The organism is Bacillus sp. URHA0034 (assembly GCF_056280405.1).
This window is the reverse complement of the sequence record NZ_JBWCDK010000002.1, coordinates 2,675,974-2,692,112: the sequence shown is the minus strand read 5'-3', so window position 1 is coordinate 2,692,112 and position 16,139 is coordinate 2,675,974. Positions and strand designations below refer to the sequence as shown.

Annotated in this window: 13 protein-coding genes, 1 pseudogene, 1 riboswitch and 1 other annotated feature; of the genes and pseudogenes, 8 read left to right on the top strand and 6 right to left on the bottom strand. The window is 39.6% G+C overall.

Annotation, left to right across the window (positions count from 1 at the left end; translation table 11 throughout):
• Window positions 1-18 precede the first annotated feature (18 nt).
• A complete protein-coding gene (locus tag ACZ9EE_RS14905; protein ID WP_476028218.1) occupies window positions 19-1,710 on the top strand; it encodes a glycerol-3-phosphate dehydrogenase/oxidase in 1,692 nt (563 codons plus the stop codon).
• Between the two features lie 79 nt (window positions 1,711-1,789).
• Here the strand turns inward: ACZ9EE_RS14905 and ACZ9EE_RS14900 are convergent, their stop codons facing one another.
• Window positions 1,790-3,046, bottom strand: a complete 1,257-nt coding sequence (locus tag ACZ9EE_RS14900; RefSeq protein ID WP_476028217.1) for an aminopeptidase — start codon at window positions 3,044-3,046, stop codon at window positions 1,790-1,792.
• Window positions 3,047-3,973: 927 nt separating this feature from the next.
• A complete protein-coding gene (locus ACZ9EE_RS14895; protein ID WP_476028215.1) occupies window positions 3,974-4,879 on the bottom strand; it encodes a nuclease-related domain-containing protein in 906 nt (301 codons plus the stop codon).
• 246 nt (window positions 4,880-5,125) lie between these two features.
• Here ACZ9EE_RS14895 and ACZ9EE_RS14890 point away from each other — a divergent pair, with 246 nt between their 5' ends.
• Window positions 5,126-5,677 (top strand): TetR/AcrR family transcriptional regulator, encoded by a 552-nt coding sequence (locus tag ACZ9EE_RS14890; protein ID WP_476028213.1) that lies wholly within the window; start codon window positions 5,126-5,128, stop codon window positions 5,675-5,677.
• Between the two features lie 31 nt (window positions 5,678-5,708).
• On the opposite strand, the gene ACZ9EE_RS14885 is transcribed toward ACZ9EE_RS14890, so the two are convergent.
• Together ACZ9EE_RS14885 and ACZ9EE_RS14880 are read right to left on the bottom strand one after the other, a co-directional pair.
• A complete protein-coding gene (locus ACZ9EE_RS14885; RefSeq protein ID WP_476028211.1) occupies window positions 5,709-6,035 on the bottom strand; it encodes a hypothetical protein in 327 nt (108 codons plus the stop codon).
• A 102-nt stretch (window positions 6,036-6,137) separates the two neighbouring features.
• Window positions 6,138-6,392, bottom strand: coding sequence for a small, acid-soluble spore protein, alpha/beta type (locus tag ACZ9EE_RS14880; protein WP_476028209.1), 255 nt, complete (start codon window positions 6,390-6,392; stop codon window positions 6,138-6,140).
• Window positions 6,393-6,490: 98 nt separating this feature from the next.
• Window positions 6,491-6,703: a binding site (T-box leader), on the top strand.
• Between the two features lie 53 nt (window positions 6,704-6,756).
• Here ACZ9EE_RS14880 and argS point away from each other — a divergent pair.
• The 5 genes and pseudogenes from argS to ACZ9EE_RS14855 all read left to right on the top strand — a co-directional run bounded on the left by argS (window position 6,757) and on the right by ACZ9EE_RS14855 (window position 12,854).
• Window positions 6,757-8,453: pseudogene (argS, locus tag ACZ9EE_RS14875) on the top strand (arginine--tRNA ligase).
• A gap of 74 nt (window positions 8,454-8,527) precedes the next feature.
• The gene (locus ACZ9EE_RS14870) at window positions 8,528-8,995 is read left to right on the top strand and encodes a DinB family protein (RefSeq protein ID WP_476028207.1); all 468 of its coding nucleotides are present in this window, start codon (window positions 8,528-8,530) and stop codon (window positions 8,993-8,995) included.
• A gap of 76 nt (window positions 8,996-9,071) precedes the next feature.
• On the top strand, window positions 9,072-10,250 hold the full coding sequence (locus ACZ9EE_RS14865; RefSeq protein ID WP_476028205.1) for an MFS transporter: 1,179 nt from the start codon (window positions 9,072-9,074) through the stop codon (window positions 10,248-10,250).
• Window positions 10,251-10,491: 241 nt separating this feature from the next.
• On the top strand, window positions 10,492-12,318 hold the full coding sequence (locus tag ACZ9EE_RS14860; RefSeq protein WP_476032967.1) for an APC family permease: 1,827 nt from the start codon (window positions 10,492-10,494) through the stop codon (window positions 12,316-12,318).
• Window positions 12,319-12,349: 31 nt separating this feature from the next.
• A riboswitch (guanidine-I (ykkC/yxkD leader) is annotated at window positions 12,350-12,455 on the top strand.
• Between the two features lie 6 nt (window positions 12,456-12,461).
• Entirely contained in the window at window positions 12,462-12,854 is a 393-nt protein-coding gene (locus ACZ9EE_RS14855) for a hypothetical protein (RefSeq protein WP_476028203.1), read from the top strand.
• On the opposite strand, the gene uptA is transcribed toward ACZ9EE_RS14855, so the two are convergent.
• Together uptA and mgtE are read right to left on the bottom strand one after the other, a co-directional pair.
• A complete protein-coding gene (gene uptA / locus ACZ9EE_RS14850) occupies window positions 12,855-13,451 on the bottom strand; it encodes an undecaprenyl phosphate transporter UptA (RefSeq protein ID WP_476032966.1) in 597 nt (198 codons plus the stop codon).
• A 215-nt stretch (window positions 13,452-13,666) separates the two neighbouring features.
• Window positions 13,667-15,025 (bottom strand): magnesium transporter, encoded by a 1,359-nt coding sequence (gene mgtE / locus ACZ9EE_RS14845; protein WP_476028201.1) that lies wholly within the window; start codon window positions 15,023-15,025, stop codon window positions 13,667-13,669.
• 247 nt (window positions 15,026-15,272) lie between these two features.
• On the opposite strand from mgtE, the gene ACZ9EE_RS14840 reads away from it, so the two are divergent.
• Window positions 15,273-16,049 (top strand): hypothetical protein, encoded by a 777-nt coding sequence (locus tag ACZ9EE_RS14840; RefSeq protein ID WP_476028199.1) that lies wholly within the window; start codon window positions 15,273-15,275, stop codon window positions 16,047-16,049.
• Window positions 16,050-16,139: the final 90 nt, after the last annotated feature.

Below are 16,139 nucleotides of genomic sequence, written 5' to 3'. Positions count from 1 at the left end.
AATCGGGAGGAAGAGACGATGAAATTTTCAACCTTACAACGAAAAGAGATAGTTAATAAATTAAAAGGTGAAACATTTGATGTATTAGTTATTGGAGGCGGTATTACCGGCGCTGGGATAGCCTTGGATGCCGAATCACGTGGATTGAAAACAGCCCTTGTTGAGATGCAGGATTTTGCTGCCGGCACATCAAGCAGATCAACAAAACTCGTTCATGGCGGCTTACGATATTTAAAACAATTTGAAATAAAGATGGTAGCTGAGGTTGGAAAAGAACGGGCCATCGTTTATGAGAATGGTCCCCATGTAACGACACCAGAATGGATGTTATTACCGATCCACCAAGGGGGAACGTTTGGTAAGTTAAGTACATCCATTGGCCTGCGGGTTTATGATTTTTTAGCGGGAGTGAAAAAGCAAGAACGTAGAAAAATGCTTTCAGCTGAAGAGACACTTGCCAAAGAACCGCTGGTTAAGAAATTAGGATTAAAGGGAGGCGGTTATTACGTAGAATATCGTACGGACGATGCCCGTCTGACGATTGAAGTAATGAAGGCTGCCGTTGAAAAAGGTGCCACTGCCAGCAATTATACAAAGGTAATGGAGTTGCTTTACAACAATGGAAAAGTGATTGGAGCACTTGTACAAGATCTGTTAACCGGTTACAAATACGAAATCCATGCGAAGAAGGTGGTCAATGCGGCGGGACCGTGGGTTGATAAAATCCGCGAAATGGATCATTCAAAAAAAGGAAAAGTGCTGCAGCTGTCTAAAGGTGTTCACCTGGTGATTGATCAGTCACGATTCCCTTTAAAGCAAGCTATATACTTTGATACACCTGATGGAAGAATGGTATTTGCGATTCCTCGTGATGGGAAGGCATATGTTGGAACGACTGATACTTTCTATAATGAGGATGCAGTAAATCCTAACATGACTGTTGCTGATCGGAGTTATATTATCAATGCTATCAATTATATGTTCCCAGAAGTAAAGATAAGCGAGAAAGATATTGAATCAAGCTGGGCAGGTGTTCGCCCGCTGATTTATGAAGAAGGAAAAAGTGCGTCTGAAATCTCTCGAAAAGATGAGATTTGGGAATCTGAATCAGGATTACTTACAATTGCTGGAGGTAAATTAACGGGTTATCGTAAAATGGCTGAAATTGTAGTTGATCGATTAGTATCTATATTTCAATTAGAAGAATCAAGAAGGTTCTCACCTTGTCAAACAAAGCATTTGCCGATTTCTGGTGGAGATGTGGGAGGTTCTAGTAATTTTAATAGTTATGTTGCTAAGATGCTTAAAAAAGGAGAGGAAGCTGGACTAACAAAAGCAGAAGCGGAACATTTAACGAGAATGTATGGCTCGAACGCAGCTGCTGTTTTTAACATTCTCAAGGAGAATGCAGCTGATGCAGTGGAATATGATTTACCGCTGCCTCTTTTTGCAAAATTAATTTATGGAATTGAACATGAGATGGTTGTAACACCAATTGATTTCTTTAACCGCCGTACTGGAGCTATTTTGTTTGATATTCAAACAGTGCAAAGATGGAAAAGTCAGGTGCTTGCCTACATGGCTGAGAAACTAAACTGGACGGAAAAAGTTAAAAATAATTATTTACTATTACTCGAACAAAATTTAACAGATGCTATTATCCCTGTAGATGAACGAGATGTACCACTTCGTGTGGTTAACGGGGACTAAATATCCCTTTTCAATAAGGTCCATAAAAAACAATCCAGCTTCATGAAACTGGATTGTTTTTTTACGCTTGCGCTTTTCTTTAGAATGCCCAGTCCCCATTACGGAAGATAGGAACGATGGTACCATCTTGTTTGATGCCATCAATATTCATTTTGTCAGAACCAATCATAAAGTCAACATGAACGGTCGAAGTATTCATGCCATGTTTTAATAATTCCTCTTCACTCATCTTCGTACCACCTTGAATCGTAGTAGGATAAGCTGCCCCTATGGCTAAGTGGTTGGATGCATTCTCATCATATAGAGTAGTAAAGAAGGTTATCCCAGATTGAGAAATAGGGGATGGGTCTGGAACTAGAGCAACTTCACCCAAGCCGGTTCCGCCTTCATTGTCAAAAACTAATTTCTTAATGGTTTCATCGCCTTTTTTAGCCGAAATATCAACAATTTTTCCGTCTTTAAAGTGTACCTCGATGCCTTCAATTAATGTCCCAGCATAGCTAAGCGGCTTTGTGCTGCGTACTACACCATCCATACGGTGGGTATCAGGTGCTGTATAGACCTCTTCTGTCGGCATATTAGCGATAAATTGCTCACCTTTTGGATTATGGCTTTCCGCACTCATCCAAATATGATTTTTAGGCAGGCCTAGAGTCAAATCAGTACCAGGGGCAGTGTAATGCAAAGCATCAAACTGAATCTCATTTAATTTTGCTGCTTTTTCGTTCAACGTCTTTTTATGCTCATCCCAGGCAGCTACTGGGTCATCTGCATAAACACGGCAGGTTTTAAAAATTTGGTCCCAAAGGGCATCCACTTGTTCTTCCGAGGTGGATAAGTCAGGGAAGACCTTAGCTGCCCAGCCAGCTCCGGCAGCCGCAGCAACTGTCCATTTTAAATCATCATTTTGTGTATCCACACGTTGAGCCTTGAAGGCCTTTCCGGCTGTACTTTGGTAGGCAGCAATTTTAGCAGGATCGACTTCATTTAATAAACCAGGATCACTTGAAACAATCGAAAGCCGGCTTACACGATGATTTAAAACATGATCTTCAGACTCCTGAATTTCGTAGTCAGGAATGTTGGTTAGTACCTCAAATGGCTGATGTAAGTAATTCAGTTTACTAATTTCATCATCAGACCATTTTACAATTACCTTTTCAGCACCTAGTGCATAGGCTTCTTTCGTGATATAACGTGCTAATGGGGCCTGGTCAACGGTGATCGTCATTTTAACCCAATCACCAGGCTGAACATTGATTCCTTTTGCAACAAGTAATCTTGCATATTTATGTAGATTTTCTTCAAAATTTGGCAGCACTTTGTTTCCCTCCATTCATTTACTTTCATTCACTATACTAGCATAGTATGCGAAATTTTCTATAAACTAAGTCCTATCCTCTCAAACATGAAAATGATTAAAAAAGGGGTCAGTCCGCAATAAAGTGCGGACTGAGGAGCGTTCAAAACTAACTAAACGTTTGATTGAATTTATGAAGGTGGCAGAAAACTAATTAAACGTTTGATTGAAAGGAGAAAATGCTTACTGGGAAGGGTTTTATTAAACTAAACAAACGTTTAATTAAATAAATGAAAGTGAAGAAAAAAACTAAACAAACGTTTAATTAAACTTATTAATGGAATTTTATTACTTGTCATCTTTAACGCTCTAAATTAAGAAAGGTAAATAGTGGCCACTGGAATGATATCGTGCAGATTGTTTAATGTCTGCTGTAAAGGAACAGGTATGATTGCGAATTTACGGGTTTAGTTTTTTTTAAAAGGGTATTATTAGACAAAAATATTGGACTTTGGTTGAAATTGTCCAATAGCAGATTTCTAAAGGACAGGATTCCTGATTTGAGGAAAAAAATGTCCAATAGAGGAGTCCTATTGGACAAAAACAGGGATAATCCGAAAAAAATGTCCAATAGCAAGGACTCTATTGGACAAAAAAGTTCCCACCTTTATGAAAATGTCCAATAGAGCGGTTCTAAAGGACAAGATTTCTGATTTAAGGAAAAAAATGTCCAATAGAGGAGTCCTATTGGACAAAAACAGGGATAATCCGAAAAAAATGTCCAATAGCAGAGGCTCTATTGGACAAAAAAGTTCCCATCTTTATGATGATGTCCAATAGAGCGGTTCTAAAGGACAAGATTTCTAAGGGAGAAATTATCCAATAGCAGAGGCTCTATTGGATAAAATGATCTAATTTTCCCTTTCCTGAAGAAAAGCTACCAAGCTATAAAACCAGTAGGTATCACTCATAATAAACCCATCGACGGTTTCCAATAATATTAAAGTTCCTGTCAAGAATTCGGTTTATTCTCCGCTTACACTCCACGACCTGGCACCATTCATGGATTGTACTAGTTGTGATTTTTCGGTCTGGAAAAAGAAGCTGTAACTCTGCCACATTCCGTAATACAGCTGATTCAACCTTCTCTTCATGACCGCACTCCCCACAGACACAGTATTTGCCGCGTAGAAAAATCAAAAAAGAATCGCATACTTGACAAAAAATACCCTTTTTTAATTGTTCATAAGTATATGCTGGCAAAATAGAATAGGGCGACTTAACAATATGAAGTGAACATAGTTTATCAGCAAGCCTTTCGTGCTTACTAGTTAATTTCGATGGGGTAGTGTTGATATTATTTAAATAGCGCTTAACTTGTGTTGGGAGAATAATTTGCTCATTACGTGGCGCTTGGTATAAGGAGAATTCAGGATTGATATGAACAACCCAAGGTTCAATTGGTAAGGGGAATCCAAGACCTTGGAGCAATTGTCGGAGGAGAGAAGAACAGCGGTCCAATTGGAGTAGAGGGTCTTTCCGTTCTTTTCCATTTATAGAATAGAACTTCTTATCTTTATAGAAGTAGTCACCTTCAAAGTTTTTCACTTCGTTTAAGTAAATTAGATGTTGCATTATTATCAATGAATCAATTTGGAATTTTGTATGGTTGATCTCAAGTAATAACCCATTTAAAATAAGACAATCACATTCAAGTTTTTCTGTCATTGCATTGAAAATCACCTCGCCCTCATACCCTCTTGTTAAGTTTTCGAAATTTTGCTTGTCATCCTTGGATAAATTCATTCGTGTATTTAAATAACCAAGGATCATTAAGTCAGTTGATCTAGTTAGAGCCCTTTTAATCATCTATTCCACTTCCTTTCTAAATAACAAATCCATTTTACTAAACAATCACCCATTGATAAGTGAAAACTTTGGCAACATTTCCAAAAAAAAGCTTCATATTATTCAAGAAAACATTGACAATATTGACTCCCTATTCCTCTATTTGTAACAAATCAAAAGCTATGATATAGTAAAATTGGAATATGACCGGAGAACTAAATTAGTCAAACAGGAGGATTGTAAATATGGCTCACCGACAGAAGAACCATGATTGTAGAAGCGGCAACAAAGTCCTTTTCTTTATTCGGCTATAAGGCCACCACCATGGACCAGGTAGCAAGGCTCGCTAATGTTGGAAAAGGAACCATATATACCTTTTTTAAAAATAAGGAAGAACTATTTGAAGAAATCATCTCTAAATTAGTAAAAGAGATGATTGCCGAGGCTGAGGCCGTCATCGAGCCTAGTTTACCTTTTACGGAAAATGTCCACCGGGCCTTGACTCGATTATTGGCTTTTCGTTCCCAGCACCAGCTGATGATCAAGCTAGTCCAAGAGGAAAAAGAAATGGGTACATTAGCCGTATCTGATATGTTGCGGCATGTTGAGGATGAAATCATTGCTTATCTAAGAAAAAAGATTGAAACAGCAATTGAAAAGGGAGCCATTCCACCTGGAAATACGGAAGTTATTAGTTTCCTTTTGTTAAAAATGTACATAGTCCTTGTTTCCGATTGGGAAAGAAATCATGAACCACTAAGTTCTGAGCAAATTGCCGAGGTCATGAAAATCTTCCTATTAGGAGGGAAGGCAAAATAAAAAGACTTGTGAGCACTCACAAGTCTTTTTTCTAGCTCCAGCGTCTTGAGGCCCTTAGGTCAAAGCCGCTCTTCAAGGCGCTTTCGCTTTTTTTTGTGTATTCATAATAAAACTGCCCAGAGGACCGTGACGTCGTTGGTGCCCCGTTATTTGCATGAGTGTATTCTTCAATTAAAGATAAAAAGGTACCGAATAGGAATAGGACGATTGAGGCAGCGGTTATGCCGATACCCAGTCCAAGCATAAGGTTGTAATCGTTTTCAAAAATACCGAATAAAAGAAAGATGATTCCCAATCCCCCACCATAGACGGCAGCCATTTTAAAAGCCTGTAAATTCTTTACGTGTTTTTCATGCATCTCAACCACTCCCCCTTATACTGAATATTCTACCAATTGTCACAGAATTGTCAAACTTTTTTTGAAAAAATGTGGGAGCCATTGACAAATGGCTCCTTTGATTTACTGTCTTTTACTTAAATTTTCCTGAGCCATTTTGACTAGTTCACGGACCATGCTGCCGCCTAGTCTGCCGCCGACCTTTCCAGCTTGTTCAGATGTCAGCTGGCCGTTATACCCTTTTTTTAGGGGAACTCCAACCTCTTCAGCTGCTTCAAACTTAGCATCCTCAGGACTTGACGATTGGACCACTCTTGCTTTTAAGGCATCTAATCCATTACGAGCTTCGGGAACCAGTATTTTATTTCGTCTTGCCATAAAAATCCCTCCTTTACAGTAAGGATTCCCTATGAAAAAAATAATCAACGCCTATGGATAAATCCTAATCTTTCCAGTATAATAACTGTTAATTAATATGAACATCAATGAAAAAGAGAGTAGTTATCTGGGAAGTCCTAGCGAGTCAGGGGCGGTGGAAGCCTGATATAGAACAGATAATGAAGCGCACTTTGGAGATGCCAGCCTGAATCAAGTAGGGTGAGGCCGGAGAATCCTCCGTTACAAAAGAAAGCTGGTTCTTGTGAACAATTAGAGTGGTACCGCGGGAAATATAAACTCTCGTCTCTTTTATAGAGGCGGGGGTTTTTTTATTTATTTTAATAGTTAAAAGGGGGTCATTATATTGAACTATAAAAAGGAGCTGGCATCCATACTCAATGGTCTGCTTGACCAAGAAATTGCAGCGCCACAATTGGAAGTTTTAATTGAAAAACCTAAAAATCCAGACCATGGAGATTTAGCATTCCCATGTTTTACACTTGCTAAATTAAAACGAAAGTCACCAAACGTTATTGCCAATGAACTAAGTAAGCAAATTAAATCACCGGCTTTCGATAAAGTAGAGGTCGTCGCCGGGTATATCAATATCTTTTTAAATAAAAAGCTTGTGTCTGAACAACTAATTAATCAAGTGATTATGGAAAAGGGACAATTTGGCCGACTTGATTTCGGGAAGGGCGGTACGGTAACGATTGATATATGTCATCACCGAATATTGCCAAGCCGTTCTCAATGGGGCATTTGCGTTCGACCGTGATAGGTAATGCTTTAGCCCATATTGCAGCAAAATGCGGCTATAAGCCGTTCAAGATTAACCACCTTGGCGATTGGGGTACACAGTTTGGAAAGCTAATTACTGCCTACAAACTTTGGGGCGAGGAAGAAAAGGTTAAACAAAATCCAATCAAAGAACTTCTAACCCTGTATATTAAGTTCCATGAAGAGGCAGAAGGGGACTCATCGTTAGTAGATGAAGGACGCAGCTGGTTTAAAAAGCTGGAGGATGGAAATGAGGAAGCCCTGACACTTTGGCAGTGGTTCCGTGATGAATCACTAAAGGAGTTCTCGCGAATATATGACCTGATGAATGTAAAGTTTGATTCGTATGCTGGTGAAGCTTTTTACAATGACAAAATGGATCGGATTGTCAACCTCCTTGAGGAAAAACAGTTATTAGTTGAATCTGACCAGGCAATGGTCGTGGATTTAACAGAGGAGCAGCTCCCGCCATGCCTTATCAAAAAGTCGGATGGAGCTACGCTTTATGCCACCCGCGATTTGGCAGCGGCACTTTATCGTAAAGAAAACTATGATTTTGTTCATTCGTTATATGTCGTGGGCCATGAACAAAGTCTGCATTTTAAACAGCTTATAGCAGTCCTAGGAAAAATGGGCTTTGAATGGGCTGAGAAAATGGTTCATGTACCATTTGGAATGATGTTAAAAGACGGTAAAAAGATGTCTACTCGTAAGGGGAAGGTCGTTTTATTAGAGGAAGTATTGAACGAATCGATTGCGATGGCCCGACAGAATATTGAGGAAAAGAATCCGAATTTGCTCAACAAGGATCAGGTAGCAAAACAGGTCGGTGTAGGGGCGGTTATTTTCCATGATTTAAAAAATAACCGTATGAACGATATTGAATTCTCCCTTGAGGAAATGCTCCGTTTTGAAGGTGAGACAGGGCCTTATGTTCAATACACCTATGCACGCGCATGCTCGATTTTACGAAAAGGAGACTATCAGGCAGAGGCTCTTTCCGATAACGAGCCGAATACGTGGGAAAAGGAATGGAAGGTGGCAGGTCTCTTGTTGGACTTTGCACCGGCTATTAAGCGAGCGTGTGAGAATCATGATCCATCGCTTGTCGCTAAGTACATTATCGATTTAGCTCAAAGCTTTAACAAGTATTATGCAGAAGTGAAAATCCTTGAGGAAAATGAAAAACGAGCGTCCCGTTTAGCCCTCGTCTTTTCGGTTACAGTTGTACTTAAGGAGGGCTTGCGCCTATTAGGTATTGAAGCACCCGAAGAAATGTAAAGGCGTTTCATTTAATAATAAGCCAATAAGGGGTATAGAATAGAAAGCATGAAGGATTGAGAGGAGAAGATAGGATGAGTGAACTGCTATTTAAAAGCTTTGAGCTGACAAGAAGTAAATTCGTAAGGTATGTAGAAACACTTGATAACGCAAGCGGGGATGTACAGCCAGTGGGTTTTAACAATACCATTCAGTGGCATGTGGGGCATGTCCTTACCGTTGCAGAACAATTTATGTTTGGTTTTCCTAAAAAGTCAACCAGCCTTCCCGCAAATTATATGGAGTTGTTTGCAACGGGTACAAAACCGGCTGACTGGAATAGTGAGGTTCCATCCATAAAAGAATTAACGGAGCAGTTAAAAGACCAAATGAAACGAATCATGGAAATTCCAGCCGAGAGCTTTAATGAAAGATTAAAAACACCATTTCTTGGTCAAGAAACCTTTGGTGAGATTGCCAATTTTGCTATCTTTCATGAGGCGAACCATCTAGGACAAATCCAAGCGATGAATCGAGTAATTGAGACAGCAAAAACCAAATAATTTCTTGCGAAAAGTCGTTTCTATTGATCAAAGAAACGACTTTTCATACATACTTGGGAAGGAGATTCTTTGCTTTATGGAAAAACAGCTTCAAAAAGAAAAGATTTGGACCAAAGACTTTGTACTGATCTGTTTGGCTAATTTCTTTATCTTTCTTGGGTTTCAAATGACACTTCCGACGATTCCACTGTTTGTGGAAGATTTAGGCGGCAATGATCAACTAATTGGCTTCGTGGTGGGAATTTTTACATTTTCTGCGTTATTGCTTCGCCCTTATGCAGGTAAGGCTCTTGAAACAAAAGGCAGAAAGTTTGTCTATATAATCGGCTTGGCTATCTTTGTCGTTTCAGTCGGCTCTTTTGGTTTCTTAACTAGTATCGTCTTGTTATTTATGATGCGGGTAGTACAAGGGGGAGGCTGGGGCTTTTCCACGACTGCATCAGGAACGATTGCCTCGGATTTAATTCCTGTTTCGAGGCGGGGTGAGGGAATGGGCTTCTACGGACTTTCAGGTAATTTGGCGTTGGCGTTTGGCCCTTCACTAGGTCTGATTTTAACAGGGATCATCCCCTTTAAACCCTTTTTTCTTCTATGCGCTGGCCTAGGGTTGGCAGCACTGATTCTCTCATCAAGAATAACCTATAAGAAAGTCGATCCCAAACCGGTAAAAGGAAAAACTAAACTTGACCTGTATGAAAAAGGGGCTTTAAAGCCATCAGCTCTAATGTTTTTTATTACGTTCACCTTTGGTGGAATTGCAGCCTTTCTCCCGTTATATACGGCCGAAAAGCATATATCGGGCATCCAATTATACTTTTTATTCTACGCATTGGCTTTAATGATCACGAGAACGTTTGCGGGTCAGTTATATGACCGAAAGGGACTTCGGACCGTTTTTATTCCGGGAACATTACTAATTTTAGTAGCTATGATCCTGCTAGCCTGGCTGCCTAATAGCCTAGTCCTATATCTTGCTGCAATTCTATATGGCTTGGGATTTGGGATGGTTCAGCCAGCTCTACAGGCCTGGTCTATTGAAAAGGTGTCCGTCAATCGAAGGGGAATGGCGACAGCAACCTTTTATTCCTTTTTTGACCTGGGAATCGGCCTAGGTGCCATGATATTTGGCCAAATAAGCCACCTCCTTGGCTACAGTAGTATTTATCGAACAGGTGCTATCTCGATTGCTTTATCGATATTGCTCTATTTCTATTTCTTACATAGGGATCGCTTAAGTTCTCGGAAGAATGGGTAATGAAAAGGTATGGAGTAGATCCATACCCTTTTCTATCCTTTGGGATAAGAATGGATGATTTCATTGGAAATGGAAACAGTAATGGTAACTATCAATTTTTATTGATAGACGCTTACATAAACAGCGTTCATCAAAATGTTAAATATTACACTCTTTTTAAAAGAAATACTTCATATTAATAACCCTGTTATGATAAAATCAATCGGTAATTCTACTTCAAAAAGTGGTGGGTGAAAATCACGTGCTTTCTTCTTTTAAGCGTTTTTTAATCGGCCGTCCGTTAAAGTCGACGGCGTTAGGCGAGCAAAAGTTAGGTATTTTAAAGGCGTTAGCCATTTTATCTTCAGATGCCTTGTCATCAGTAGCTTACGGGACTGAACAAATCCTAATTGTACTAGCAACGATTAGTGTTGTGGCCTTCTGGTATTCCGTACCTATTGCTGTTGGGGTTCTATTTCTCTTAGCTGCACTCATATTATCTTATCGGCAGATTATTTATTCGTACCCTCAAGGCGGAGGGGCTTACGTCGTTTCGAAAGAAAATATCGGAGAGAAGGCAGGTTTAATTGCCGGAGGTTCCTTATTAGTTGATTACATCTTAACGGTGGCGGTAAGTGTTACAGCTGGTACTGATGCGATTACATCTGCATTTCCGTCTTTACATGCACATACCGTTTCCATTGCCTGTGTATTAGTTATATTGATTACGATTTTAAATCTGCGCGGGTTAACGGAATCTGCCACTATTTTGGCCTATCCGGTCTATTTATTTGTAATTGCGCTGTTTTTACTAATTGGTGTCGGGATATTTAAAATTTTAATGGGGGATATTCCCCCATCTGCCCAGCATGCCGCAATTGGAGCACCAGTTCAGGGTATTACCCTATTCTTGCTTCTCCGTGCCTTTGCGTCAGGATGCTCAGCCTTAACAGGGGTAGAGGCCATTTCTAATGCAATCCCGACATTTAAAGACCCGGCACCTAAAAATGCCGCGAAAACATTAGTATTAATGGGTTTCCTTTTGGCTTTGTTATTTTCGGGAATCACTTTTTTGGCCTATTATTATGGAATTGCACCGAAAGCGGACGAAACCGTTGTTTCACAAATTGCTAAAGAAACATTTGGGCGTAATTATCTTTACTTCTTTGTACAAGGGACAACAGCCTTGATTTTGGTACTAGCTGCCAATACTGGCTATTCAGCTTTTCCACTTTTAGCGTTTGCCCTTGCCAAAGATAAATACATGCCAAGGATGTTTACGATTCGTGGAGACCGTCTTGGTTATTCGAATGGGATTGTGTCTTTAGGAGTTGCTTCCATCATTTTAATCATCGTGTCAAAGGGTCAGACGGAGCACCTAATCCCACTTTATGCTGTTGGGGTGTTTATTCCGTTTACCTTATCGCAAACAGGGATGATTATTAAATGGCTCCGCTCAAAGCCAGCTGGCTGGGTAGCAAAATTAACCGCCAATCTAATTGGGGCCCTGATTACTTTAACGGTATTAATCATTTTCTTTGTCACTAAATTTAGCCAAGTATGGTTTGTCGTTATATTCTTGCCGTTAATTGTTCTCATGTTTAAACGAATTAATTCGCATTATGAGGCCGTTGGCGAACAGTTACGGATTCATCCGGATGATGAAGCAATGGCGGTTCAAGGGAATGTCATTATTGTTCCGGTTGCTGGGATCACGAAAGTGGTGGAAAACTCAATCAACTATGCTAAATCGCTAACGGATCAAATCTTTGCTGTTTACGTCTCCTTCGATCGTGAAGATGAAAAACGATTCGAGGAAAAATGGGAGAAATGGCAGCCTGATGTCCGGTTGGTCACCTTACACTCACATTATCGCAGCATCTTAAATCCGTTATCAAAGTTTATTGATACGGTTGAGCATAAAGCCAGTGAAAATAATTATCGGGTTACTGTGTTGATTCCGCAGTTTATTACGAAAAAGAGCTGGCACAATATCCTGCACAACCAATCCAGTTTGTTAATTCGTGCCTACCTGATTTTTAAGAAGAGGGTTATTGTGGCGACACTCCCTTTTCATTTTAAAAAATAGGAATGACTGCTTGGTGAACAATAGTTTTATAAAATTAGTTTTCTAGGGTTCCGTGGTATGAAGCCAGTCTGGTCCGAGAGAAAACGTACAGAAGCTATCTGTTTCTGTATACACGGAAGGAGAAAAGCCTGGGAGAAATGGTCGTGCAGCGATCGTTCTTTCAGGTTTTTTATTATGGAGAGGAAGGGGTATTTAATTTGGAATTTTTGCTTGAAAATAAATGGGTGATATTAGTCAGTCTTGAAGTACTGGCATGGACAGCCACTTTTTTTCTTTTATATGCACGGTATCGGCTTAAATCCAGCTTCTGGTTTAAGGTGGCGACGGTTTTATTCGCCTTAACAGGAGTTATTCCGCAAGTGCTTATGGGGATCATAAATTTTATTTCTACGAAACGAATAGATCTGTTTACACTGATAATCGTCCTGCTCCTTTTATATGGTTTTACTATAGGAAAACAACATGTAAAAAGACTTGATGCCTGGGCGCAAAAAAAATTCTCTAAGCAATCGACACGAAAAAACCACCGGGAGTAATTATTCGGTGGTTTTCTTCATTCTTTTAATTAAGTAATAAATAACTCCTAACACAATCGCCGCAATAATAAGTGGCAGGACATAAGGTTGTGCGACTTCTTTTACATGTGACCAGTTGCTGCCTAGCGTCTTTCCTAAATATAAAAACAGAATCGACCATGGCAATACTGCAGCGACAGTGTATAGAGTGAATTTACTAGCTGGCATCTTAGCAATCCCTGCAGGAATGGAGATCGCGTGTCTCACAACGGGAATAAACCTTGCGGAAAAAATGACCCCGGCACCATACTTTTCAAACCAGTGTTCAGCGACATCAATATGTTTCTTTTTAATGAGGATATATTTCCCGTATTTCTCCAAAAAGGGTCTTCCGCCATAATAGCCGGCCCAATATAAAAATAGCTGGGCAATCGTTCCGCCGATCGTCCCTGCAATGACCGCGCCGAAAAAATTTAAATGACCTTGGGAAATCATGTAGCCGCCATAGCCTAAAACAATTTCACTTGGAATGACCTCAATCATCAATCCTAAAGCAATTCCAAAGTAGCCTAACTGCGAAAAAAAATCCAAAATAGAGCTTACATAGTCTGTCATAATTCACCTTCGCTTATTTCTTGTTAACAAAGGCTCTTTCCGTAAACTTTGTTACTACCATACGAAAATAGCCCTAACAAATTATGTTTCTTATTTTATACCAGTTTGTCTTATATTGAAATAAATATGGTGATACTTTAGAAATCATGCCTTATTTAGCAGCGTGACTTCTATTATTAACGATTTCGTTAAGCGAAGGGTTTCATTTTTTTGTGATTTTACATCAAATGCTTCAAAAACATCGTTGCAATGCCAAAGTAAGTCATAAGCGAGAAGATATCATTTAAAGTTGTAATTAACGGGCCTGACGCCACAGCCGGGTCAATCTTCATGCGATATAAAATCAACGGAATAATCGTACCGGCGAGAGTTCCAATTATCAGAGTAAAAAAGAGCGAGGAACCGACGACAGCACCTAAAATCAAATTGCCTTGCCAAATGTAGGCGATAACCGCAATAATAATCGCACAGATTACCCCAATTGTAATCCCGACACCAAGCTCCCGTGCCACTAATCGTGTAATCACCTTTTTGTTGATATCCTGTGTAATCAGCCCTCTGACCACCACTGCCAGCGACTGGGTGCCGGTATTTCCCGTCATTCCAGCAATCATTGGCATAAAAAAGGCCAGGGCCACAACTTTCTGCAGGGTCTCCTCAAAACTGCTAATGATTCTTCCAGAAATAACACCGATAAATAATAATAAGATCAGCCATGGTAACCGTCTCGCGGCGGCTACTAAGGTTTTTGTTTCGAAGTCAATCGATTTCCCTGAAGCTGATAATTTTTCAATATCCTCATTTGCCTCCTGGATGAAAATATCAATGATGTCATCGACCGTCACAATCCCGACCAAGACGTTGTTTTCATCCACAACCGGAATGGCTAGGAAATCATATCTTTCAGCCGTTTGGGCCACGACTTCCTGGTCGGTGGTAACGGAAACGGCTATCACCCGTTCGTACATAATATCACGGATTTTTTCCTCCGGTTCGGCCAGTAATAAATCCCGGTAGGAGACAACGCCTACCAGCTTCCGGGCATCATCAATGACATACAGATAGTTTATCGATTCAGCAAACTCGGCAAATGTTTTAAACTTGTCTACAGCTTCCCTGACTGTAAAATAGTCACGAATCCAAACGAAGCGATTGGTCATAATTCGCCCCGCTGTTTCTGGCGGATAATTCATAATACCTTGAACAGCATGGGACTCTTCTTTTTTCATCCCAGATAATAGCGAATCCTTTTTCTCTGGGGATAATTCATTCAACAACAAGGCTAAATCATCATTATCCATCAAGTCTAAAACCTTACTGGACTTTTCAATTCCAAGAATATTTAATAACCCAAGCTGTTCTTCCTTATCAAGCTCCTCCATTAAGTCTGCTAATACATCCATGTTCAAAAATAGTAGAAATCTGCCCTTGTGCTTTTCCGGCAGGTCCCCATAGATTTTAGCCACATCATAAGGCTGGAGCTCCTCAAGGATTGTTTCAAATTCCGCTTTTTTATTTTCCTTTAGAGTTTTAATAATATAAAGGCTGATTTCATCCGCAGTCATATTTTTTATCATATTAAATTGCCCCTTTCTGTGGGTGCCGTTAAAAATTAACTGTTAAAAATGGTAGATGAACAAATAATAAAGAGCAGGATACATAAAGTAGTATGTGTAATTGATGAAAATTTTTTGTAAAAGAAATGAAATATGCTATTAGGCCTATAATTTGATAAAATAAGGAAGGATTTATAAATGAAAATTGGAAGTTTCGTGGAAACTGCCCATTAACATATTACATGTGGTTGAACGGAGGAGTTTGGCTTTGAAAAAGCATCATCAAGACATACGGGATCTTATCTATGTACATCTTAATCAATCTGACCAGTATGTCATGTCCTACGGTATCGAATTCAGCGAATTTGCTGCTGCTTTTTCAGGTTCATTAAATCATCTGCTTTTACTCAAGCACCGTTTTGATGATGCTGATTTTAATATGCATACCCTGCTCGAATATTGTCCGGACGACCGAATTGATAAGTTAGCAGCAGAGGATGTGTACGGTTACGGAAACTTTTGCTGGATTGATTTTACTGAAGAAGAAGGTTTGAATGAACTTTCAGGTCAGGAATTAGCTGAATTATTATACCTAGGACATCAGAAGCAGCATTTAAAGCTGCCCTTTTACAATAAACTAGGCAATCGCTTTGTTTATTTAGCTCATGATGATGGTTGGTATAACAAAATTTATTATCGAAGCTTTAAGGACTTTTTCCACTTACTAAGTGAAGCGATTGCCGTTAAGCTTGGAGAACTAAAGCTTGAAAAAACAATCCTTGGAATCAGAAAGAAACGGAGCTATCCCCAGGTCAATAAAGAAAATCTTCTCTCGTTAACGCCGTTTATGAAAGAGGGTATTTGTATATCCTTACGGGACGCTGAACACCAGCGGACAAGAATTGATATTCCAATTTGGGTGATGGGGGATTTTGACAATATGGATGATATGTATGAGGAGTATCAACAAATCTCCAATAAGCCATACCATGCCAAACTAATCTTTGATAAGAGAACAAAAGAGTGGAAGCTCAATGTCATATAAGATAGAAAAACAGTCCTAGCGGCAGGACTGTTTTTCTTATAATTATACATATTAGATAGACCAAATAAAATACCGATGATTCCAGGCCAT

What these genes read in the sequence shown, in the direction of transcription:
- mgtE (WP_476028201.1), bottom strand. Translation starts at nt 15,025, where the DNA reads ATGATAAAAAATATGACTGCGGATGAAATCAGCCTTTATATTATTAAA.
- ACZ9EE_RS14905 (WP_476028218.1), top strand. Translation starts at nt 19, where the DNA reads ATGAAATTTTCAACCTTACAACGAAAAGAGATAGTTAATAAATTAAAA.
- ACZ9EE_RS14865 (WP_476028205.1), top strand. Translation starts at nt 9,072, where the DNA reads ATGGAAAAACAGCTTCAAAAAGAAAAGATTTGGACCAAAGACTTTGTA.
- ACZ9EE_RS14900 (WP_476028217.1), bottom strand. Translation starts at nt 3,046, where the DNA reads ATGGAGGGAAACAAAGTGCTGCCAAATTTTGAAGAAAATCTACATAAA.
- ACZ9EE_RS14870 (WP_476028207.1), top strand. Translation starts at nt 8,528, where the DNA reads ATGAGTGAACTGCTATTTAAAAGCTTTGAGCTGACAAGAAGTAAATTC.
- ACZ9EE_RS14895 (WP_476028215.1), bottom strand. Translation starts at nt 4,879, where the DNA reads ATGATTAAAAGGGCTCTAACTAGATCAACTGACTTAATGATCCTTGGT.
- ACZ9EE_RS14890 (WP_476028213.1), top strand. Translation starts at nt 5,126, where the DNA reads ATGATTGTAGAAGCGGCAACAAAGTCCTTTTCTTTATTCGGCTATAAG.
- ACZ9EE_RS14885 (WP_476028211.1), bottom strand. Translation starts at nt 6,035, where the DNA reads ATGCATGAAAAACACGTAAAGAATTTACAGGCTTTTAAAATGGCTGCC.
- ACZ9EE_RS14880 (WP_476028209.1), bottom strand. Translation starts at nt 6,392, where the DNA reads ATGGCAAGACGAAATAAAATACTGGTTCCCGAAGCTCGTAATGGATTA.